We start from the raw sequence: 21,854 nt of genomic DNA on the forward strand, positions 1-21,854 counted from the left end.
ATGAAGTGCCCAACTTGTGCGGCGGCGACCAACCTCAAGGAATTGGAGCTGCTGAGGGCCGTGTTCAACCGCGTGCAGATCGACCGAATCAAGCCGCACCATGTGCGCGCCTACTTGGACAAGCGAGGCCAGGCCGCCAAGTGCCGTGCAAACCGCGAGAAGGCCCTTTTGAGCCATTTATTCAACCGGGCCAGGGAGTGGGGCTACACCGACGCGCCAAACCCTTGCCAGGGCGTCAAGGGCTTCAAAGAGTTGGGCCGCGACCGGTACGTGAGCGATGTCGAATTTCAGGCTGTGCGGGAAGCTGCGCACCCCACGGTGCGCGATGCCATGGACATTGCCTTGCTGACCGGCCAGCGGCCCGCCGACGTGCTGAAGATCAAGCGCGCTGACATCCATGATGGTGCCTTGTGGATCGTCCAGAACAAGACGGGCGCCAAGCGGGCCATTGAGGTGACCGGCGAGTTGAAAGCGTTGATCGACCGGATGAACGCCCGACCACGTGAGCGCGTCAGCGCGTTTCTGATCCAGGACGATGACGGCAAGCCTCTGCGCACCGATGCCCTGCGTTCACGCTTTGACAAGGCCCGCAAGGCGGCGGGCGTGTCGTTCCAGTTCCGGGACATCCGGGCCAAGGCCGCTACCGACACGGGCGACCTGGCTCATGCCCAGGTGCTGTTGGGCCACAAGCGGCGGGAAATGACTGAGCACTACGTGAAGCGCCGAACCGGTGAGCGGGTTAAGCCGCTGCGCTGAGGCATGCCGCTGAACTTCAAATTCTGGCCAGGTGGATAATTAACCAACTTGCCAAATTAAACCAACTAGGTTAAATTCAATCATGGAAAAAGGCTCGCCTCATTGCAAGCTGTCTCTGGTCAAAGCATTGATCGAAGCGGGCAAGGTCCGCTCCACCATGTCAGCACTGGCGGGTGGTGCGGCTTTGGGTTTGGACTTCGGTGGAATCATCGGTGTGATCCAGACCATGACCACGGCGGATTTCTACAAGAGCATGACCACGCACGCTGACCACCGTGTTTGGCAAGACGTGTACAGGCCCAGCACGCCAGTCGGTGAGGTCTATCTGAAACTCACGGTCATTGATGACGTGCTGATCGTGTCCTTCAAGGAGTTGTGAACATGAAGTGCCCAACTTGTGCGGCGGCGAAACTGGTGCATGACACCCGTGACATGCCTTACACCTACAAAGGTGAATCGACCACCATCCCGGCCGTGAGCGGCGACTACTGCCCGGCTTGTGGCGAGGTGGTGCTTGACCTGGCGGAATCGACGCGCACCAGCGCGGCGATGCTGGACTTCAACAAGCAGGTGAATGCGGCGATTGTTGACCCTGGCTTCATTGCCCAAGTGCGCAAGAAGCTGGCACTTGATCAGCGCGAAGCCGCTGAGATCTTTGGCGGCGGCGTCAATGCGTTTTCTCGCTACGAGAACGGCAAGACCAAGCCGCCCTTGGCCTTGGTGAAGCTGCTCAAAGTGCTTGACCGCCACCCCGATTTGTTGGGCGAGGTCAGGGCCGGGTAAAGGCCATCGCACCACGGTATTGGGCGCCCCTCTGGCAACGGTGGGGCGCCTTCTTCCTGGCCGACTGTTTTGTAGAGCAGAGGCCCGAAATGTAGAAGGGCCCCGCGAGCTAGAACAGCTTGCAGGGCCCATGAATACTGGTGGCCAAGGGCGGAATCGAACCACCGACACGCGGATTTTCAATCCGCTGCTCTACCGACTGAGCTACTTGGCCTTTTTGACTTCATTCGCTTCATCAGCGAAGACCAAAAGTATACATCAGTTTGCAGCCGCTTTCTTGTTGCGACTCAAGTCCACGCCCAATTGTTTGAGCTTGCGGTACAGGTGAGTGCGCTCCAGGCCAGTCTTCTCGGCCACGCGGGTCATGCTGCCGCCTTCGCGGGCCAGGTGGAACTCGAAGTAGGCGCGCTCGAAGTCATCACGCGCTTCGCGCAGTGGGCGGTCAAGCTCGAAGCTTTGCTCGTGCGACAGCGCTTGATGCGCCGCAAAGCCATGGTTGGCCGGCGCATGGTGGTGGCTGTTGTCCACCGGGTGGTGCGTTTCGATGCGCACTGCCGCCAGGCTGGGTTGCATCATGCTGCTGTACGACGGTGCGGCCGTGATGGGCGTGACCGTGGCCAGGTGCACCGGGGCCGACGAGTTGGTGGCGCGTGGTGCGGGCTTGGTGAGGCCTTGCTCAACGGCGCGCAGCAGCTTTTGCATGGTCACCGGTTTTTCAAGGAAGGCTTGGGCGCCGAACTTGGTGGCCTCGACCGCGGTATCGATGGTGCCGTGGCCGGACATCATGATCACGGGCATCGTGAGTTGTCCGTTGGCGGACCATTCCTTGAGCAGCGTGACGCCGTCTACATCGGGCATCCAGATGTCGAGCAAGACCAGGTCTGGCTTGCAGGACTCTCGCATGGTGCGAGCTTGCGCTGCGTTTTCAGCGACTTCGACGGAATGACCTTCGTCGGTGAGGATTTCTGAGAGCAGGGCACGGATGCCCAGTTCGTCGTCAACTACAAGAATGGTGGCCATGAATTTAATGTCCTCGGTAGTCGGAACACGACTAGTGTGTACCAGCCAGAGGTAATGTGGATGACAGCTTTGAAAATGATAACGAAACTTGCGCCCCTCTCCAAACGACTTCTTCCGGGGACTTGCCTGGGGGTGCGGTCATTGTGACGGGGTTTTCAAGGTTTCGGATGCGCACCAGGGCATGGTGTTCATCGGCGATTTTCTTGACGACGGCCAAGCCGAGGCCTGTTCCTTTTGCTTTGGTGGTGACGTAGGGCTCGAAAGCCCGCTTGAGTATTTTGTCTGAAAAGCCAGGCCCATTGTCGCGCACGGCGAGCCTGACCGCGCGAACGCTGCCATCGGGGTGGCGCGGCATGTCGGTGCGCACCATGACTTGGGCGGGCTGATCGGTGGGCGGATGGTCGTTGACGACGTCCAAAGCGTTCTGCACCAGGTTGTGCACCACCTGCCTCAGCAAGGTCGCGTCGCCAAGTATGGTGGGCAACTCGGGCGTCAGTTCGGTCACCAGCAGGCCCTTGTCGATGGCATGGCCGTACAGGGCCAGCACATCGGTGATCAGGGCGTTCAAGTCCAGCGGCACGAGCTTGGCCGTGGGCAGGCGGGCGTAGTCGCGGAACTCGTTGATCAAGGTCTTGAGGGCCTGCACCTGCGTGACGATGGTGTTGACCGAGCGGTTGAGCAATGAGCGTCCCGGCTCATCGAGCTTGTCTTCGAGCTTGAGTTGAAGGCGCTCGGCCGACAGCTGGATGGGCGTGAGCGGGTTCTTGATTTCGTGGGCCACGCGCCGGGCCACCTCGGCCCAGGCTTCGGCGCGCTGGGCCGAGACGACCTCGGTGATGTCGTCGAACACGATCAGGTTGGCATCTGGCGGCAGGTCGGCGCCGCGCACCAGCAGGGTCTGAGGTTCTTGTTGCGGGTTCAGTTGCAATTCATACGATTCTTGCCATTGCTGACGTTCTCCCGGCGTGGGGTCGCTGGCGTAGAGCTCGAAGCGCTCGTTCAAGCTGGCCGCGAAAGTTTCCAGGCCGGGAACGTCGGACAGGGGGCGCCCTCGGTAAGCCGACAAGGGCAAGCGCAGGATGCGCGTGGCGCCGGGGTTCACGGTGTCGATGTTGCCGTGTTCGTCGAACACGATGACGCCGGCGGTGAGGTTGTCCAGGATGGTTTGCAAGTGGCCGCGTGCGCTGTCGAGCTCGGCCACGCTGCGCTGGGCCAGGATGCGGGCGTCGGACAACTGCTGGGTCATGGCGGCGAAAGAGCGCGTCAGGCCGCCGAGTTCATCGTGGCTGGCGAAAATGGCTTTGGGGCTGAGGTCGCCCTTGGCCACCTTGTCCACGCCTTCGGCCAGCAGCAGCAAGGGGTGGGCCAGTTGCTGGCCCAGGATCGCTGCGAGCAAGAAGGCACCGAACACGGCCAGGATGAGGGCCAGGGTCAAGGTCCCGATGTACATGCGCCGCAGGCCTTCACGGCCCAGCGATCGTTGCTGGTATTCGCGGTAGGCGTTCTGCACGTCCAGGGCGTTTTTGACCAGGTCGGCGCGCAGCTTCTGTGTGACCATCAAGTAGTGGCCTTTGCTTTGCAGGCTGAAGCTGCGGTCGGGCATCCAGGCCAGCGCGACGATGCGGGCATCGTTGTTCACGCTGTTGGTCGGCGCAGGGGCTGCCGGGTCGCCTTTTTCTTCCAGGCCTTCGATGAGGCTGACGACGCCTTTGTTGCGGGCGTCCTGCCGCATGCTCAGCGGCACGCGCTCGGCCGACATGAGGGGCAGGGTCTCGCTGCCGGCGCCGATCTGTAATTGCCCGGTCTCGCTGATCAGTGCCACGGATTGCGCACCAAGCTGCTCGCGCACGCGTTCGAGGTCGAGCACGCCGGGGGTGAATGAGGCTTCCAAGCTGTTGTTGGGCGAGGAGCTGAGGCGTTCGGCCGCCAGGCGTGTCTTGTTGCCGAGGTCCAGGCCCAGGGTGTCGATGGTGCTGCGGCCCAGGTTGAGGCCGGCTTCCAGCGCGCTTTCGACGCGCACATCGAACCAGGTCTCGATGCTGCGCGAGACGAACTGGTAGGACACGGTGTAGATCAGCAAGCCGGGGATCACGCCGACCACGGCGAAGATGCCGGCCAGCTTGAGCAGCAAGCGGCTGCCGAACTTGCGGCGCCGCAGCCGCACGGCCAAACGGGCCAGGGCCAGCAGGATCACCAGCACCAGCGAGGAGGCGATGGCGATGTTGGCGATGAACAGCCATTCGAAGTGCCGTTCGTAGCGCTCGCCGTTTTGCGTGGCGAACACGAGCATGAAGGCCAGCACCAGGCCGGCCCCGATCATGGCCAGGGCTGAAACGAGCCAGGCCCAGCGGTTGGCTTTGATCGAGCTCATGGTGGCGTCAGCGGCCCTGTGTGACGGTGATGCGGCGCTGCACGGCCAGGTTCCAGTCGTTCTGGCCGCCCAGGCCGATCTGCATGGGGCGGGGCAACTCGTCGGTGTCCAGGCGGAAGCTGAAGATGACGTAGTGGTCGTCTTCACCCGAGACGTTGTCGGAGATGCGCCATTGCGACGATCGGCGCATGACGCCCAGTGCTTCGTTCAGGGTGTTGTAGGAGCGGCTGAGGCCGTCAAAGCTCAGGCGCCAATGGCGCGTGAGTGGTTGGTAGGCCAGGCGCCAACGGCGCACGATTCGAACCTTGGGCTTGTCGTACCAGTACCAGCGGCTTTTGAACAGCTCGGCTTCGGCCACGAAGACCACGGCCACGCCTTTGTAGAGCGCGTCTTCCACATCTTTGGAGAGTTCCAGGCGGACGGTGTAGCTCAGCAGCAGGCCGTCGTCGCCACGCTCGGTGCTCAGTTGCGTCAGTTCAATGCCTGGGTGGCCGCCAGTTTGGGCGAGCGAAGGCAGCCCTGTCAGTGTCAGAGCGGCGGTCAGCAGTGCAGAGGCACTGCGTTGCAGCAGGTCTCGGCGGCGCAACAGGGGCATCGAGCACCTAGGGGGTTTTGATCAGCAGGGCGTAGAAGAAGCCGTCGCCCATGTCCTGCAGCAGGGCCGGATTGGCCAGGGCAGGGTCGTCGGGATATTCGACCACAGGGAGCAGGTGGCCGGGGGACGGCAGGGCCCGGGCGCTCGGGGTTCGTTGCAAAAATGCGTCGATCCGGGCCTGGCCTTCTTGTTTGAAGACGGAGCAGGTGCAGTACAGCAGGCGGCCGCCCGCCTTGAGCTTGGGCCACAAGGCGGTGAGCATGGCGTCCTGGGTGCGGGCCAGGTTGGCGATGTCGCTGTCGCGGCGCAGCCAGCGCACGTCGGGGTGGCGGCGCACGATGCCGGAGGCGCTGCAGGGGGCGTCGAGCAGGATGGCGTCGAAGAACTCGCCGTCCCACCATTTGTCGGGTTGGCTGGCATCGGCTGCGATGGTCTGGGCTTGCAGGCCCAGGCGGTTCAAGGTGTCGGTGACGCGCTTGAGGCGCTCTGGGTCGGCATCGACGGCGGTGACGTTCAGGTCGGCCAACTCCAGCAGGTGGGCGGTCTTGCCACCGGGGGCGGCGCAAGCGTCGAGCACGCGGGCGCCGCTGGGCAGCGTCTGGCCATCGATGGGGGCCAGCAGCAAGGTCGCGGCCAGTTGGGCGCTGGCGTCTTGCACCGACACCTCGCCTTGCTCGAAGCCGGGCAGGCGGTTCACCGGCACGGCGGCGTCCAGCACGATGGCATCACGCGCGTGGGCGTCGTCGGGCAGCAGGTGGCCGTCGATGCCAGCATCCTTTAGGCGCTGCAGGTAGGCGCTCGCGGTGGTCTTGCGGGCGTTGACGCGCAAGGTCATGGGGGGCTGGACCTGGTTGACATTCAGCAGTGCTTCCCAGTGGTCAGGCCAATCCTTGCGCAGGCGGGCTATCCACCACTCGGGGTGGTTGTAGCGGGCCATGAGGTCGCGGTCGGTGGCGGCCATCAAGGCATCGCGTTCGCGCAGAAAACGGCGCAGCACGGCGTTGACCAAGCCAGAGGCACGTTCGGCCTTGCGTTTGGCGGCGGTCACGGCCTGGTCGACCAGGGTGTGCTCGTCGTACTCGGTGCCGCAGGCCAGGGCCAGGGCCGAGATGATCAGGCTGTCGACCCAGGGGGCGGGTTTCTTGGGCACCAGGGCCTGGCGCAGGGCCTGGGCGCGGCCGATGCGGCGCAGCACGGTGAAGGACAGGGCCTGGACACCGGGGCGTTCAGCCGGGCGGCAGGCGGTGAGGGCTTCGGTCAGGGATTGGCCGTTGCTCACGGCGGTGACGGCGTCGGCGCAGCCCGCCAGCAATTGCCACAAAGGCAGGCTGAGCGGGGTGGCTTGAGAGGGGGAGGGCGAGGTCATGGCGCGCAGTCTATGCGCGTTTGCCCCAGGATCCGAGCCTCAGTCCCCCAGGAAGTGGCGGCGGTAGCGGCTGGGCAAGTCGCCAATGCGCATCAGCATGGGCAGGTCGGCGGTGTTGAAGTCCGGATCCCAGGCGGGCGCGCCCAGCACTTTGGCGCCGCAGCGCAGGTAGCCTTTGATCAGCGCGGGGGCTTCGACGTTGAGGTGGTGGTCCAGCTCTTCAACCGGCAGGGGCAGGCGCGGGCGCACTTGCAGCTCGATCGGGGCCAGGTGGGTGTGGCGCAGCTTGTTCCACAGGCTGGCGGCCATGTGGCCTCCATCGCGCATGCTGATGCTGGCGCAGCCGATCATGGTGTCCAGGTCATTGCGCACCATGAATTCGGCCAGGGCGCCCCACAGGGCCATGATGGCGCCACCGGTGCGGTGGTCGGGGTGCACGCAGGAGCGGCCCAGCTCCACCATCTTGGCCCGCAGTGGGCGCAGGCGGATCAGGTCGAACTCGGTCTCGCTGTAGAGGCCACCCACGCGCTTGGCCGAGTCAGGGGTGAGCACCCGGTAGGTGCCGATCACCATGCCGGTGTCTGGGCCCGGGCCGGTCAGGCGCACCAGCAGGTGCTCGCAATAGGGGTCGAACAGGTCGATGTCATGGCCTGCGGGGCTGCCGGCGGGCACGCGCAACTTGGCGCCCATTTCCTCGGCAAAGACGTGGTACCTCAGGCGCTGCGCCGCGAGAACATCTTCTTCAGTGCGTGCCCAAACGACTTCAAATGCGTGTGAGCTTGGGTGAAGTGACCTCCGGGCGGCGCGCGATTCGGCCGTGAAGTTGGGACGCAGGTCTGCAATGGGCAGCGTGGGCAGCGGCAAATCCCTCATGGTCGGCTCCTTCAGTGAGTTCAATGAACGTGTGACGGGGCCGAGTGTTGGCGGAGGGCGTGACGCTGGCGTGAATCTCGCATGACAGAACGGTGACGGGGGTGCAGATCCTTGTAAATCCTCACGCTGCGCCTCATTCAGCGCTGTTAGCATCGAAGACCATGAGCATCCAGATATTCGGTTTGCCTGTCTCAAGGGGCGTGGCCATTGGCCGGGCGGTGCTGGTCGCCTCCAGCCGGGTGGACGTGCCCCACCATTTCGTCGACCCTGACCTGGTCAACGAGGAGATCTCGCGCCTGTTGGACGCCCGCGACGTGGTTGCGCACGAATTCGAGGTGCTCAAGCGTGATTTGCCGCCAGACGCGCCCTCTGAGCTGGCCGCCTTGCTGGACGTGCACCAGATGCTGCTGCAGGACGAGGCCCTGATCGGGGCCACGGCCGACTGGATCACCTCGCGCCACTACAACGCCGAATGGGCCTTGTCGGCCCAGCTGGAAGTGCTGGCCCGTCAATTTGACGAAATGGAAGACGCCTACCTGCGCGAGCGCAAGGCCGACCTGGAGCAGGTGGTGGAGCGCATCTTGCGCACCCTGGGGCGCGGCGCGCCGTCGGTGGTGACCAGCGCCAAGGATTTTGGTGGCGACGAGCCCCTGGTGCTGGTGGCCAGCGACATTGCCCCGGCCGACATGCTCAGCTTCAAGCGCAGCGTGTTCAAGGGCTTTGTGACCGATGTGGGCGGCAAGACCTCGCACACGGCCATCGTGGCGCGCAGCATGGACATCCCGGCCGTGGTGGGCGCCCGCCAGGCCAGCCACCTGATCAGGCAGGATGACTGCATCATCATCGACGGCGATGCCGGTTTGGTGATCGTGGACCCCTCGCCCATCGTGCTGGAAGAGTACCGTTTCAGGCAGCGCCAGAGCGAGCTGGAGCGTGGTCGGCTGGCCCGTTTGCGCCACACGCCAGCGGTCACGCTGGATGGCGAACGCATCGAACTGCTGGCCAACATCGAGATGCCGGAAGACGGCGCGGCCGCGCTGGAGGCTGGTGCCGTGGGCGTGGGCCTGTTCCGCAGCGAGTTCCTGTTCATGAACCGCGGCATGGACAACCTGCCCGACGAAGAAGAACAATACATGGCCTACCGCGCGGCGGTCGATGCCATGAAAGGCCTGCCGGTGACGATCCGCACGGTGGACATTGGCGCCGACAAACCGCTGGATGGCCTGTCGCCCAACGAATTGCGCCATGAATCGGTGCTGAACCCGGCGCTGGGCCTGCGGGCGATTCGCTGGAGTTTGTCCGAGCCCAGCATGTTCCGCCGCCAATTGCGTGCCTTGCTGCGGGCGGCATACCACGGGCCGGTCAAGGTTTTGATCCCCATGCTGGCCAGCCTGCACGAGATCCGCCAGACCTTGGAAAACATTGCGCACGTGCAGCGGCAACTGACCGAATCGGGCAAGCCGTTTGGCACGGTCGAGCTGGGAGCGATGATTGAGGTGCCTGCGGCCGCGCTGACCTTGCCGGTGTTTTTAAGGCACTTTGATTTCGTGTCGATCGGCACCAACGATTTGATCCAGTACACCCTGGCCATCGACCGGGCCGACGAGGCCGTGGCGCATTTGTACGACCCCTGGCATCCGGCTGTGCTGCACCTGGTGTCGACCACCATCCAGCAGGCTCGCGCGGCGGGGCGCGGTGTGAGCGTGTGCGGCGAAATGGCGGGCGATCCCATCTTCACCGAGTTGTTGCTGGCCATGGGGCTGCGTAGTTTCTCGATGCACCCGTCGCAGATCGCATCGGTCAAGCAGCGGGTGCTGCGCGCCGACACCCGCCGCCTGGCGGCCTTGCTCGAACCAGTGCTGAACAGCGACGATCCGGAAGAAACCTGCACGCACCTGTTCCCGGCCGTGGCCACGCCGGGCTTGGCTGGCAAGACTTTGCTGTCGGTGGCGGCGTAAGCCAACAACCTGGCGTTCAAAGACAGGCGGTGAAAGCGGCAGGCTCCTAAAGTCGTGCGGTTTGTCACAGTTGGGCTGCCGGCCCGCGAACCGATCATGTCTTCGAACCCAGATATCAGCCGCCAATCGCCTCACGAGCGGGCCGAATACGTCAAGCGCGTGGTGACGCAGGAAGGTGCCCTACTGCGCCAGCGCTTTCCCATCCTGAAGCAGCAGAACGCCATCGGTGTGGCCATTCTGGTGCTGTCGTGGGCGGGCATGCTGGCCTCGGCCTTTGGGTATGTGCAGGGTGCCTTGCCCGCCTGGGCCACGATCCTGCTGGTGGCTTTCTTCGCGTCCTTCACGCACGAGCTGGAGCACGACCTCATCCACTGGATGTATTTTCGGCAGAAGCCCTGGGCGCATCACCTGATGATGGCGCTGGTGTGGCTGGCCCGGCCCAGCACCATCAACCCTTGGATACGCCGCGAGATTCACTTCAACCACCACAAGCATTCGGGCACCGAGCGTGACATCGAAGAGCGCGCCATCACCAATGGCGAACGCTGGGGCTTGCGCCGCTTCTTGATGACGGGCGACAACATGCTGTCGGTGCTGTTGCGCTTGCACCGGGCGCCAACGCGCCAGCTGCGCTTGCGCATGCTGACGCGCACGATGGCGGCTTACTTTCCGCTGGGCCTGCTGCACTGGGCGCTTTGGTATGTGTTCCTGGCCGTGCATGCGCTGGCCTTGGCCGGGCACCCTGTGACCGCGTCGTGGGTCACGGCACTTGACACGCTGGTGGTGGTGTGGATTGCGCCCAATGTGTGGCGCACCTTCTGCCTGCATTTTGTCAGCAGCAACATGCATTACTACGGTGACATTGAAGACGGCAACGTGCTGCAGCAATGCCAGGTGCTGACGCCGGTGTGGATGTGGCCTTTCCAACTGTTTTGCTGCAACTTCGGATCGACCCACGCCATCCACCATTTCGTGGTCAAGGAGCCGTTCTATGTGCGGCAGCTGACGGCGCCAGTGGCCCACCGCGTGATGCGCGAGGTGGGCGTGCGCTTCAATGACCTGGGCACGTTCAGCCGGGCGAACCGCTGGCGCGCCGATGCTCGGTCGGCGACTGTCCCGTCCAGCGCCGGAAAGCCCGCGTGAAATTGCTGGTGTCGGCAAAGCCCAGCAGGTAGGCCACTTCGCTGATCGAGCAGGCTGGGTCGGCCAGGTGCGACAAAGCCAGCGTGTGCCGGGTGCGGTCCAGCAGGTCGGTGAAGCTGGTTTGCTGGTCTGATAAACGGCGCTGCAAGGTGCGCACGCTGCAGTTCAGTTGCTGCGCCACCTGCGCTTGTGAAGGCTCGCCACGTGGCAGCAGATCGGCCAGGCAGGCGCGCACTTGTGCCACGGTGTTGTCCTTGTGGATGCCGGCCAGGTAGGTGGTCAGCAAGGCCTCGCTGTGGCGGGCCAGTTCGGGGTTGGCGCCTTCCAGTCGGGCGTTGATCAAAGTCTGAGGCCAGGCGATGAGATTTTGCCCCGCGCTGAAACTGACGGGGCACCTGAAGGTGCGCTCGAAGGCGTCTAACGCGGCAGGCGCGGCGCGCTGCAACTCGACCCGGAGTGGGGCGATGCTGCGGTTGCCCAGCAGCGAGCGCGCCGTGTACACCACCAGGGCTGCCGCCGCGTCAATCGCTTCAGGTTCGGGCGCAATGCCAGAAGCCGGGGCGAGCAAGCGCACCATGTGCTCATCGCCTTGCGGCGTGAACGCCAGGCTCCACGCATCGGTGACGACATGGAAGTGCCGCGCCACGCGCTCGAAAGCATCCTTCAAGGTCTGACTGGCCGACTGGGCCTGCCACAAGGCGTGGAAGGAAGTGGGCATGACGTGGCGCGCGACCTTCAGGCCAAACGCGTCGTCACCCGTGGCCTGCGCGGACAGGCGCCACAACCGTGCCATGGCCTGGGCCGGGCAGCGGCCGTTGGGGTCGTCGAGCATGGCGTTGCTCAGGCCCGCGTCCAACAACAGTTGCGTGCTGTCACAGCCGCTGGCATCCAGCGTGCGCCGGATCACCCGGGCCCAACTGGCCAGAACGGTGTGTTGCTGCACCTGGTGGCCCACCTTGCCTGGCTTACTTGGGACCCAAGGTCTCCCAGCGGTCCAGCAGGGTCAACAGTTCTTCGTCGATGGCACCGATGCGTTCCTGCATGGCAGGCAGACCTTGCGGGTTCTTTTTATAGATGTCCGGATCGGCCAATTGCGCGTTCAAGGACGCCTGCTCGGTCTCCAGGTCGGCAATGCGCTTGGGCAGCTCGTCCAGCTCGCGCTGCTCTTTGTAGCTGAGCTTGCGGGCCTTGGCCGGGGCTGCCGCGGCCACCACGGGGGCAGCGGGCGCAGGTGCGGGTGCTGCCGAAGCGGGCGGTGTGTTGTTGCCCGAAGAGCCCGACGACTTGGCATTGGCGTTGGCCAGCGCCTCGGCCCGGCGCGACTGGATCAGCCAGTCCTGCACGCCACCTTCGTATTCACGCCAGCTACCGCCACCTTCGGACACCACGGTGCTGGTGACCACGTTGTCCAGGAAGCGCCGGTCGTGGCTGACCAGGAAGACGGTGCCCGGGTACTCGGCCAGCAAGTCTTCCAGCAGGTCGAGCGTGTCGATGTCCAGGTCGTTGGTGGGTTCGTCCAGCACCAGCACGTTGGAGGGGCGGGCGAACAGGCGCGCCAGCAGCAGTCGGTTGCGCTCGCCACCGCTCAGAGTGCGCACGGGCGAATTGGCGCGTGCGGGCGAGAACAAAAAGTCTTGCAGGTAACCCATCACGTGCTTGCGCGAACCGTTGATCTCGATCCACTCGCTGCCGGGGCTGATGAAGTCGGCCAGCGTGGCGTTCAGGTCGAGGTTGTCGCGCATCTGGTCAAAGTAGGCGACGTTGATGTTGGCGCCGATCTTGACCTTGCCACTGTCGGCCGCCAGCTCGCCCAGGATGATTTTGAGCAGCGTGGTCTTGCCCGCGCCATTGGAGCCGACCAGGCCGACCTTGTCGCCGCGCAAAAACGTGCCCGTGAAGTTCTTGACGATGTCGCGGTCGCCATAGCGCTTGTTGACGTCTTCCAGCTCGGCCACGATCTTGCCGCCACGGTCGCCTTGCGAGACTTCCAGCTTGACGCGGCCGATGGTGTCGCGGCGGGCAGCGCGCGCGCCACGCAGGTCGTCCAGGCGCTTGATGCGGGCGGTGCTGCGGGTGCGTCGGGCTTCCACGCCCTTGCGGATCCAGACTTCTTCTTGCGCCAGCAGCTTGTCGAAGCGGGCGTTGGCCAGGGCCTCGTCGGCCAACTGACCGGCTTTCAGCAGCTCATAAGCGGCGAAGTTGCCGGGGTAGGAGCGGAGGATGCCGCGGTCCAGTTCGATGATGCGGGTGCAGACGTTGTCCAGGAAGGCGCGGTCGTGGCTGATCAGCAGGACGCTGCCCTTGAAAGCCACCAGCAGTTCTTCCAGCCAGGTGATGGCGTTCAAGTCCAAATGGTTGGTGGGTTCGTCCAGCAGCAGCACATCGGGCGAGGCCACCAGGGCCTGCGCCAAAGCCACGCGCTTTTTCATGCCGCCTGACAGGTCGCTGATCATCAGGTTGGGTGGCAAATCCAGGTGCTGCAGGGTCTGTTCGACGCGTTGCTCCCAGTTCCAGCCGTCGCGCGCTTCGATCTGGGTCATCAGGGCGTCGAGGTCGTCGCCTTCCTGGTGGGCTTCGAAGCGGTCGCGCAGTTCGCGGATGTCGCCCAGCCCGAGGCTGACGGCGTCGAACACATTGATGCCGTCGGCGAATTGCGGTTCCTGGGCCACATAGGCCAGGCGCACGCCGTTCTGGAATTGCACCACGCCATCGTCGAGCTTTTCCATGCCGGCGATGATCTTCAACAGGGACGACTTGCCCGTGCCGTTGCGCCCGATCAGGCCGACGCGTTCACTGCTTTCGAGCGCGAAGGCGGTGTGGTCCAGCAGGGCCACGTGGCCGAAAGCCAGACAGGCGTCATTCAAGGTCAGGAGGGCCATTCGTTTGGGTGCTTGAGGGTTCGTGAAGTCGGCATTGTCAGGCCTGCGCCCGCACAATGCGCGGTCATGCCGCCTTTTCTCCTGGATCCCCGCCACCGTGCCCGCCTGTTTTCCGCCATCTGGGGGCTGGCGGGCGCTTTGGTGCTGGCCGTGGGTTGGTGGTTGTGGCACTTTCCGGCGGATCACTCGGGGCGTGAATCCCACGTGATGGAATTGACGGATGCCGAGGCCTTGGCCTCGCCACGCGCCACGCCCCCCGACGACCTGGACAATTGGGTGAGCGTGAGGTTGCCGCATCGATGGTCGCAAACGCACCGCGAGCTGACGGGCAGCCTGTGGTACCGGCTGAATGCACCTTTGCCGACGTTGCCCCCGCAGACCTGGGCTGTGTATGTGCCCAAAGTGAGCATGAATGCCGAGGTCTGGATCAACGGCGTGTCGCTGGGCGCCGTGGGGTCGATGGAGCCGCCGCTCAGCGCCAACTGGTACACCCCCTTGATGTTCACCGTGCCGCCCAGCTTGTGGAAGGTGGGTGACAACGTGGTCGAAGTGCGGGTCAGTGGCGACAGTGTCAGTCGCTCAGGTTTGGCCCCGGTGTGGATCGGTTCGGCGCGCACCATCTCCCGCATGTACAACCAGCGCTGGTGGGTGCAGGTGATGGGCGTGCACGCGGCCAATGTCGGCCTGGTGATGATGGGCCTGTTTTTGATGGTGCTGTGGATGCGAGACCGCAGCCAGAGCGCGTTTGGCTTCATCGGCCAAGCAGCCATCCTGTGGGGCGTGGGCTCGTCGGCCAACATCGTGCCCGATCCATTCCTGCCCATGCCGGTCTGGGATTCGCTGAGCTTTCTGTGCATCGTGTGGGCGCAGTTGTCCATGTGCCTGTTCTTTCTGCGGTTTTCCGAGCGCCAATGGGCCTGGGCCGAACGGCTCATCTTTGGCTTGGCGCTGCTGGCTCCCCTGGTGGTGGCCTTGATCCCGTCGCAATTGCTGGTGGGCTTGATTTACCTGGCCATCTACGTGGTGGCCTTGGTGGGCTTTGCCCTGGCCTTGTGGCACGCCTACCGCACTCGGCGCCCAGACCGCAACCTGTTCGCCTTTGGCTCCCTGGTGTCCATCCCGGCGGCGGCCCATGACGTGGCACTGCAGTTGAACCAGCTGTCTTTGGATTCGGTGTACATGCTGCCTTATGGTGGCCCGGTGATGGTGGGTTGCATGGCCTTCATCGTGGCCGGCGACCACGCCCGTTCCAGGCGGGCACTGGCCCATTTGAACCACGACCTGGTGGCCAGCATCCAGCGCCGTGAAGCCGAGCTGCGCGACAGCTTTCAGCGCGTGGCGTCGCTGGAGCAAGCGCAGGCGGTGTCGGCCGAGCGCGCCCGCATCCTGCGTGACATGCACGATGGCGTGGGCGCCCACCTGACCACGGCCTTGCGCCAGCTCAACCCCGTCACGCCGCAGGCGGTGGATCTGCGCATGGTGACGCGCATCCTGCGCGAGGCACTCGACCAGTTGAAGCTGTCCATCGACGCGATGTCCATGCCGCCAGGTGATGTGGTCGGCCTGCTGGCCAGCCTGCGCTTTCGCATGACCCCCCGCTTCAAGGCGGCGGGCTTGTCCTTGCATTGGGACGTGGATGAGTTGCCCGAATGGCCTGCGGGCACGCAAGCGGCCTTGCGCCAGTTGCAGTACATCCTGTTCGAAGCGCTGTCCAACGTGCTGCAGCATGCGGGTGCACAAGAGGTCACGCTGCGGGCCCGGCACCACGGCGATCAATTGCTGCTGGTGCTGCATGATGATGGCCGGGGGGCGTTGGGGCCCCAGGCCGAAGGCCATGGCTCGCAGACCATGCGCAGCCGGGCCGGCACGATTGGCGCAGGCATTGAATTTGTGAGCCCACCTGAGGGCGGCTACGAGGTGCGTTTGAGTTTGCCCATGAGGAGGCCTGATGAGCCAGGACAGTGAAAACAGATTGACGGTGGTGGTGGTTGAAGACAATCCGCTGACCTGCGAGTTCCTGGTGTCGTGCATCAACGCGCATCCGCAACTGATGGTGGCGGCCTCCTTTGTCACGCTGGCTTCCGCCCGCCAGTGGTTTTCAAAGCATCCATCCGACCTGTTGCTGGTGGACCTGGGCCTGCCCGATGGCAGTGGCCTGACCCTGATGCGCGAAGTGCATGCGCGTTGGCCGCAATGCGACATGCTGGTGGTGTCCATGTTCGGTGACGAGGTCAATGTGGTGGCCAGCATCGAGGCGGGTGCCGTGGGCTATGTGCACAAGGACGACGAGGCCGCCGACATCGCCGAGACCCTGCTGGCCGTCAAGCGCGGCGCCTCGCCCATCTCGCCCATGATCGCGCGGCACTTGCTGTTGCGCATGCGGCCCGCCACGCCCGATCCGGAGCCTGCCGCCGTGAGCCTGTCGCCGCGCGAGCAGGAGGTGCTGCAGCACATCGCGCGCGGGCTGGCCTATGCCGAAATCGCGCGCCTGCAGGGCGTGACTGTGCACACCGTGCAGACCCACATCAAGAAGCTCTACGGCAAGCTGGCCGTGCACTCGCGCAGTGAGGCCGTGTTCGAGGCCAACCGTTTGGGCCTGCTCAACGAAACCCTCAAGCGCTGATCTTGGCTTCCAGTGCATCCACGAAGCGCGCGGCCACGTCAAAGCCCGCTTGCTGGGTGATCTCCTGAAAGCAGGTCGGGCTGGTCACGTTGATCTCGGTGAGCTTGTCGCCAATGATGTCCAGGCCCACCAGCAGCAGGCCGCGTGCCGCCAGGATCGGGCCCAAGGTGCGGGCGATGTGCCAGTCGCTCTCGCTCAAGGGCTGGGCCACACCCTTGCCCCCGGCCGCCAGGTTGCCTCGCACCTCACCACCTTGCGGGATGCGCGCCAATGCGAAAGGCACGGGTTCACCGTCGATCACCAGCACGCGCTTGTCGCCTTGGGCGATGGCGGGCAAGAAGGCTTGGACCATGATGGTTTGAGTCCCATCACGGGTGAGCGTTTCGGCGATGCTGCCCAGGTTCAGGCCATCGGCGGGCACGCGGAAGATGCCGGTGCCGCCCATGCCATCCAGGGGCTTGAGGATGATGTCCTGGTGCGTGGCATGAAAGGCCCGCACGGCGTCGATGTTGCGCGTGACCAGCGTGGGCGCGGTGAACTGTGGAAATTCGAGGATGGCCAGTTTTTCGGGGTGTTCGCGCAGGGCGTGGGGGCTGTTGAACACACGCGCACCTTCGCGCTCGGCTTGGGTCAGCAGGTGCGTGGTGTACAGGTATTCGGCATCGAAAGGCGGGTCCTTGCGCATCACCACCGCGTCCAGGTCGGCCACCACCACCACGCTTTCCTGCCGCACTTTGAACCAGGGGTCGGCGTGGCCCGTCAACTCGATCTGGCGGGACAGGGCCTGCACCTTGCCGCCGTGCTGCCAGACCAGGTCGTCTTGCTCACACGCCCAGATCTGATGACCACGGCGCGCGGCCTCTCGCATCATGGCGAAGGTGCTGTCCTTGTAGGTTTTGAAGCTGTCCAGCGGGTCGGCGAGGAAGAGGATGTTCATGGCGAATCTGCGATGTCGGGGGCGGGAGCCCGCCAGTGTTGCACCAATAGGGCAATGATGCCGGCGACCAGGCCCCAGAAGGCCGAACTGACGCCCAGCAGGCTCATGCCGGACAAGGTCACCAGGAAGGTGATCAAGGCGGGTTCGCGGTCACGTTCGTTGCGCAAGGCCGTGGCCAGGCCGCCGCCAATGGTGCCCAGCAGGGCCAGCCCCGCCACGCCCATGACCAGCGCTGGCGGAAACGCCGCCAGCACACCGGCCACCGCCCCGCCCAACAGCCCCATGGCGATGTAGAACAGCCCGGACATGATGGCGGCGGTGTAGCGTTTGCGGGCGTCGCTGTGCGCGTGCGGGCTGAGCACGATGGCCGCGGTGATCGCGGCCAGGTTGAAGGCATAGCCGCCAAAGGGCGCCAGCAGCACGGTGGTCACGCCCGACCAGGTCATCAGCGGCGACACCCGAGGCTCGTACCCGGCCGTGCGGATGGCCGAGACACCGGGTACCGCCTGCGAGGCCATGGTCACGATGAACAGGGGCAGCCCCATGCTCATGATCGCGTGCCAGGACCATTGCGGCACCACCAACACTGGCGTGGCCAGTTGCCAGCGCAGCACATGGGTGTTGAGTTGGCCGTGAAGGCCGGCAACCACTATGCCCACCACCAGCACACCCAGCACGGCATAGCGCGTCCACCAGCGGCGGCCCACCACGTAGGCGGCAAACATGGTGAGCACCAGTGTGGGTTGCAGTGTGGTGTGCGAGAACGCCAGCAGCGCGAACTTGGCCAGGATGCCCGCCAGCAGGGCGGAGGCCAGCGACACGGGGATGCGCCCCATCATGCGTTCAAACACCCGGGTGACACCCGACAGCCACATCAGCACGCCGCAGACCAGGAAGGCGCCGACCGCTTCTGGCAAGCTCACGCCGCCAGCCGCCGCGGCGATCACCGCCGCACCAGGCGTGGACCAGGTGATCAGGATCGGTGTTCTGGCCCAAAGCGACAGGCCCAGGGTGCTCAGGCCCATGCCCAGCCCCAAGGCCCAAACCCATGAGCTGATCTGCGCGGGCGTGGCCCCCAGTGATTGCGCCGCGTGGAAGATCAGCGCGATGGTGCTGGTGAAACCCACCAGCGTGGCCACGAACCCCGCCGAAACCGCCGCCAGCGAGGTGTCCTGGCGGATGCGGTTCAGCGATGACAGCAGGGCGCTCAGATCTCGACCTTGGAGCCCATCTCGATCACGCGATTGGTGGGCAGGCTCAGGAAGTCCGCCGCGCCCGAGGCATTGCGGTGCATGCTGGCAAACAGCTTCTCGCGCCAGGGCGCCATGCCGCCGCCAATGGTCGGGATGACGATGTCGCGTGACAGGAAGTAGCTGGTCTCCATCTCATCCAGGTTCACGCCATAGCGTTTGATCAGGCTGAGTGCCTTGGGCACGTCAGGCTCGTTCTTGAACCCGAAATGCAGCATCACCTGCCAGCAGTCGTGGCCCAGGGTTTCGATCTGGACGCGTTTGTCCAGGCCGATCCAGGGCACTTCGTGGGCCTTCACCGTGACGAACAGATTCTGTTCGTGCAGCACCTTGTTGTGCTTGAGGTTGTGCAGCAGCGCATTGGGTGTGGTGCCCGCATCGGCATTCAGGAACACGGCCGTGCCTTGCACGCGCGTGGGCGGGCTGGAAAACACCGCGTCCAGAAAGGGCTCCAGGTCGATGGAGTCGCTGCGCAGGCGTTCGCTGAGCATGGCGCGCCCTTGCTTCCAGGTCATCATCAAGGTGAACATGACCGCGCCAATCAGCAGCGGGAACCAGCCGCCATCGATCACCTTGATGACATTGGCGCTGAAGAAGAGCACGTCGATCACGAAGAAGAAAGCGGTGGCGGCGATGCACAGGGGCAAGGCCAGCTTCCAGGCGAAGCGGATCACGAAGAAGGTCATCACCGTGGTGATGAGCATGTCGATGGTCACGGTGATGCCGTAAGCCGCCGCCAGTTTGCTGCTGGAGCCAAAGAACACCACGGCCATGACGATGCAACCGTACAGCGTCCAGTTGACGAACGGAATGTAGATTTGCCCGGTGGATTCGACCGAGGTGTGCATGATGCGCAGGCGCGGCAGGTAGCCCAGCTGGATCACTTGCTTGGTGACCGAAAAAGCAGCCGAGATCAGGGCTTGCGAGGCAATCACCGTGGCGAAGGTGGCCAGGATCACCAGCGGGTACAGGGCCCAGTGCGGGGCCATTTCAAAGAAGGGGTTGCTGGCGTTCTCAGGGTGCTCCAACAGCATGGCGCCCTGGCCAAAATAGTTGAGCACCAGGGCCGGCATGGCCAACAGGAACCAGGCCAGGCGGATGGGCTTCTTGCCAAAGTGGCCCATGTCGGCGTACAGCGCTTCGGCCCCCGTGGCGCACAGGACCACGGCACCCAGTGCCACAAAGGCCATCTTGGGGTGCTCGTAAATGAAGACGAGTGCGTGGTGTGGGCTCATGGCCCACAGGATCGAAGGGTTGTCGATGATGTGAATCAGACCCAGTACCGCCAGCACCAGGAACCAGAGCGCAGTGATCGGCCCGAAGAATTTGCCAATGCCGCCCGTGCCGTGCTTTTGCACCATGAACAGCAGCGTCAAGACCACCAGGGTGACCGGCACCACGAAACGCTCCAGCCCGGGTGCGGCCACCTCCATGCCTTCCACCGCAGACAACACCGAGATGGCGGGCGTGATCACCCCGTCACCAAAGAAGATCGCCGTGCCGAAAATGCCCAATCCCAGCAAAAAGTGCCGCAGCTTGGGGTGCTGTTTGACCGCCGTTGAGGCCAGCGCCAGCATGGCGATCAGCCCGCCTTCACCGTTGTTGTCGGCCCGCAGGATCAGCGTCACGTACTTGAGCGAGACAATGACTGTCAGGGTCCAGAACATGATCGACAAGATGCCGAAGATGCTGGTTTCGTTCAGCGGCAGGTGACCATGGGCGAACACCTCCTTGAGTGCGTACAGGGGGCTGGTGCCGATGTCGCCATAGACGACACCGATGGCCCCCAAAGTCAGCGCTGCCAGTTGCGAGCGGCTGAGGGGGGCGTTGGGGCTGGTTTGCACGAGTGGTGGACGCGAATCGACGAGGGGCCCATTCTGCCCGCTTATTGCCTGCTTATTCGTAGACTTCTGCGTTGGGGTCTGTTGCTTCCAGCTCATAACTGGCCGCCAACATGGCCAATCGGCCAATCACCCCGTACATGTAGAAGCGGTTGGGCGCGCTGGCGCCGGGTTTGGCACCCAGCTTGGGCATCTGGGTGGGTTCGGCAAAGGCCAGCGGCACGAAGCTGGAGCCGGGGGCGTTCAGGTTTTCGTCGATGCCCCGGTCCGAGTGAACGCGGTAAAAGCCGCCCACCACGTAGCGGTCGATCATGTAGACCACCGGTTCGGCCACCGAGTTGTTCATCTGCTCATAGGTGGGCACGCCCTCCTGGATGATCACGCGGTTGACTTCCTGGCCATCCTTGACCACCGACATCTTGTTGCGCGTGCGGCGGTTCAGGTCGGTCAGCTCTTTCGCATCGCGCACGGTCATGATGCCCATGCCGTAGGTGCCGTTGTCGGCCTTGACGATGACAAAGGGCTTCTCGTTGATGCCGTATTCCTTGTATTTGCGGCGGATTTTGTTCAGCAGGGCGTCGACCTGGGTCTGCAGGCACTCGCCACCGGAGCCATCCTGGAAGTCGACCTCGTCGCACACCGAGTACATGGGGTTGATCAGCCACGGGTCCATGCCCAGCAGCTTTGAAAACTTCTTGGCCACTTCTTCGTAGGACTCGAAGTGATGGCTCTTGCGGCGCACGGCCCAGCCTGCGTGCAGGGGCGGCAGCAGGTATTGCTCGTGCAGATCGGTCAGGATGTCCGGGATGCCCGCTGACAGATCGTTGTTGAGCAGGATGGTGCAGGGGTCGAAGTGCTTGAGGCCCAGGCGGCGCTTGGTGCGGATCAGCGGCTCCAGGGTCAGGTGGCCGCCGTCCTGCAGGGGCAACTCGACCGGCTCGGTGATGGTTTCGTCCAGGGTGCCCAAGCGCACGTTCAGCCCGGCCAGGCTGAAGATCTGCACCAGGCGTTCCACGTTGGACAGGTAGTACGGGTTGCGCGTGTGGCGCTCGGGGATCAGCAGCAGGTTCTTGGCCTCGGGGCAGATCTTCTCGATGGCGGCCATGGCGGCCTGCACCGCCAGGGGCATCATTTCCTGGGTCAGGTTGTTGAAGCCGCCGGGGTAGAGGTTGGTGTCCACCGGGGCCAGCTTGAAGCCCGCATTGCGCAGATCGACCGAGGTGTAGAAGGGCGGCGTGTGCTCCATCCACTCCAGCCGGAACCAGCGTTCGATCGCCGGCATGGATTCGAGCATGCGCTGCTCCAGCTCGTTGATGGGGCCGGTGAGCGCGGTAATCAGGTGAGGAACCATGGGTTTTGGGGGGCTCAGGCGAAGATATTTGGATTCTGACGGTCGATTGTAGGAGTTTGAGATGCCCGCCCGTGCCAATTGAGGTGCGGGAAACGCCAGAAGGGGCCG

General features: G+C 64.1%; 18 protein-coding genes and 1 tRNA gene. 7 read left to right on the forward strand and 12 right to left on the reverse strand.

Going from position 1 to position 21,854, the window contains the following annotated elements; translation table 11 throughout:
- The 3 genes from Q7V20_RS21490 (at position 1) to Q7V20_RS21500 (ending at position 1,539) form a co-directional block, all read left to right on the forward strand.
- Entirely contained in the window at positions 1–756 is a 756-nt protein-coding gene (locus tag Q7V20_RS21490; protein WP_304795771.1) for a tyrosine-type recombinase/integrase, read from the forward strand.
- Positions 757–838: 82 nt separating this feature from the next.
- Positions 839–1,135: a type II toxin-antitoxin system MqsR family toxin gene (locus Q7V20_RS21495; protein ID WP_304795772.1), complete on the forward strand. Its 297-nt coding sequence runs from the start codon at positions 839–841 to the stop codon at positions 1,133–1,135.
- A 2-nt stretch (positions 1,136–1,137) separates the two neighbouring features.
- Entirely contained in the window at positions 1,138–1,539 is a 402-nt protein-coding gene (locus Q7V20_RS21500) for a type II toxin-antitoxin system MqsA family antitoxin (RefSeq protein ID WP_304795774.1), read from the forward strand.
- Positions 1,540–1,677: 138 nt separating this feature from the next.
- Here the strand turns inward: Q7V20_RS21500 and Q7V20_RS21505 are convergent.
- The 6 genes from Q7V20_RS21505 to Q7V20_RS21530 all read right to left on the reverse strand — a co-directional run bounded on the left by Q7V20_RS21505 (position 1,678) and on the right by Q7V20_RS21530 (position 7,764).
- A tRNA-Phe gene (locus Q7V20_RS21505) sits at positions 1,678–1,753 on the reverse strand.
- Between the two features lie 44 nt (positions 1,754–1,797).
- Positions 1,798–2,559 (reverse strand): response regulator, encoded by a 762-nt coding sequence (locus Q7V20_RS21510; RefSeq protein ID WP_304795776.1) that lies wholly within the window; start codon positions 2,557–2,559, stop codon positions 1,798–1,800.
- A gap of 31 nt (positions 2,560–2,590) precedes the next feature.
- Complete coding sequence (locus Q7V20_RS21515) at positions 2,591–4,930, reverse strand: PAS domain-containing sensor histidine kinase (protein ID WP_304795778.1); 2,340 nt, start codon at positions 4,928–4,930, stop codon at positions 2,591–2,593.
- A gap of 7 nt (positions 4,931–4,937) precedes the next feature.
- Entirely contained in the window at positions 4,938–5,525 is a 588-nt protein-coding gene (locus tag Q7V20_RS21520) for a DUF4390 domain-containing protein (protein ID WP_304795780.1), read from the reverse strand.
- A gap of 7 nt (positions 5,526–5,532) precedes the next feature.
- Positions 5,533–6,891, reverse strand: a complete 1,359-nt coding sequence (gene rsmB / locus Q7V20_RS21525) for a 16S rRNA (cytosine(967)-C(5))-methyltransferase RsmB (protein WP_304795781.1) — start codon at positions 6,889–6,891, stop codon at positions 5,533–5,535.
- 39 nt (positions 6,892–6,930) lie between these two features.
- Entirely contained in the window at positions 6,931–7,764 is an 834-nt protein-coding gene (locus tag Q7V20_RS21530) for a GNAT family N-acetyltransferase (RefSeq protein WP_304795782.1), read from the reverse strand.
- Between the two features lie 161 nt (positions 7,765–7,925).
- On the opposite strand from Q7V20_RS21530, the gene ptsP reads away from it, so the two are divergent.
- Both ptsP and Q7V20_RS21540 read left to right on the forward strand, forming a co-directional pair.
- Positions 7,926–9,722, forward strand: coding sequence for a phosphoenolpyruvate--protein phosphotransferase (gene ptsP / locus Q7V20_RS21535; RefSeq protein ID WP_304795784.1), 1,797 nt, complete (start codon positions 7,926–7,928; stop codon positions 9,720–9,722).
- 96 nt (positions 9,723–9,818) lie between these two features.
- On the forward strand, positions 9,819–10,865 hold the full coding sequence (locus tag Q7V20_RS21540; protein ID WP_304795786.1) for a fatty acid desaturase: 1,047 nt from the start codon (positions 9,819–9,821) through the stop codon (positions 10,863–10,865).
- Here Q7V20_RS21540 and Q7V20_RS21545 read toward each other — a convergent pair.
- On the reverse strand, positions 10,792–11,808 hold the full coding sequence (locus Q7V20_RS21545; protein WP_304795788.1) for an AraC family transcriptional regulator: 1,017 nt from the start codon (positions 11,806–11,808) through the stop codon (positions 10,792–10,794). The genes Q7V20_RS21540 and Q7V20_RS21545 overlap by 74 nt on opposite strands.
- A 22-nt stretch (positions 11,809–11,830) precedes the next feature.
- Positions 11,831–13,744 (reverse strand): ATP-binding cassette domain-containing protein, encoded by a 1,914-nt coding sequence (locus Q7V20_RS21550; RefSeq protein WP_304795790.1) that lies wholly within the window; start codon positions 13,742–13,744, stop codon positions 11,831–11,833.
- A gap of 66 nt (positions 13,745–13,810) precedes the next feature.
- Between Q7V20_RS21550 and Q7V20_RS21555 the strand changes: the two genes are divergently transcribed.
- Positions 13,811–15,709, forward strand: coding sequence for a sensor histidine kinase (locus tag Q7V20_RS21555; RefSeq protein ID WP_304795792.1), 1,899 nt, complete (start codon positions 13,811–13,813; stop codon positions 15,707–15,709).
- Positions 15,693–16,367 (forward strand): response regulator transcription factor, encoded by a 675-nt coding sequence (locus Q7V20_RS21560; RefSeq protein WP_304795794.1) that lies wholly within the window; start codon positions 15,693–15,695, stop codon positions 16,365–16,367. The genes Q7V20_RS21555 and Q7V20_RS21560 overlap by 17 nt, the downstream gene beginning before the upstream one ends.
- Here Q7V20_RS21560 and gshB read toward each other — a convergent pair.
- The 4 genes from gshB to gshA are packed head-to-tail and all read right to left on the reverse strand — an operon-like array spanning position 16,357 to position 21,746.
- Positions 16,357–17,304 (reverse strand): glutathione synthase, encoded by a 948-nt coding sequence (gshB, locus tag Q7V20_RS21565; RefSeq protein WP_304795796.1) that lies wholly within the window; start codon positions 17,302–17,304, stop codon positions 16,357–16,359. The two genes, Q7V20_RS21560 and gshB, sit on opposite strands and share 11 nt — an antisense overlap.
- Entirely contained in the window at positions 17,301–18,494 is a 1,194-nt protein-coding gene (locus Q7V20_RS21570) for a benzoate/H(+) symporter BenE family transporter (protein ID WP_304795898.1), read from the reverse strand. Before Q7V20_RS21570 ends, gshB begins: the two co-directional genes overlap by 4 nt.
- A 17-nt stretch (positions 18,495–18,511) precedes the next feature.
- Entirely contained in the window at positions 18,512–20,398 is a 1,887-nt protein-coding gene (locus Q7V20_RS21575) for a potassium transporter Kup (RefSeq protein ID WP_304795797.1), read from the reverse strand.
- A gap of 52 nt (positions 20,399–20,450) precedes the next feature.
- The gene (gene gshA, locus Q7V20_RS21580) at positions 20,451–21,746 is read right to left on the reverse strand and encodes a glutamate--cysteine ligase (protein ID WP_304795799.1); all 1,296 of its coding nucleotides are present in this window, start codon (positions 21,744–21,746) and stop codon (positions 20,451–20,453) included.
- Positions 21,747–21,854 lie beyond the last annotated feature (108 nt).

It is taken from the genome of Aquabacterium sp. (assembly GCF_030652515.1).
Classification (GTDB): domain Bacteria; phylum Pseudomonadota; class Gammaproteobacteria; order Burkholderiales; family Burkholderiaceae_C; genus Aquabacterium.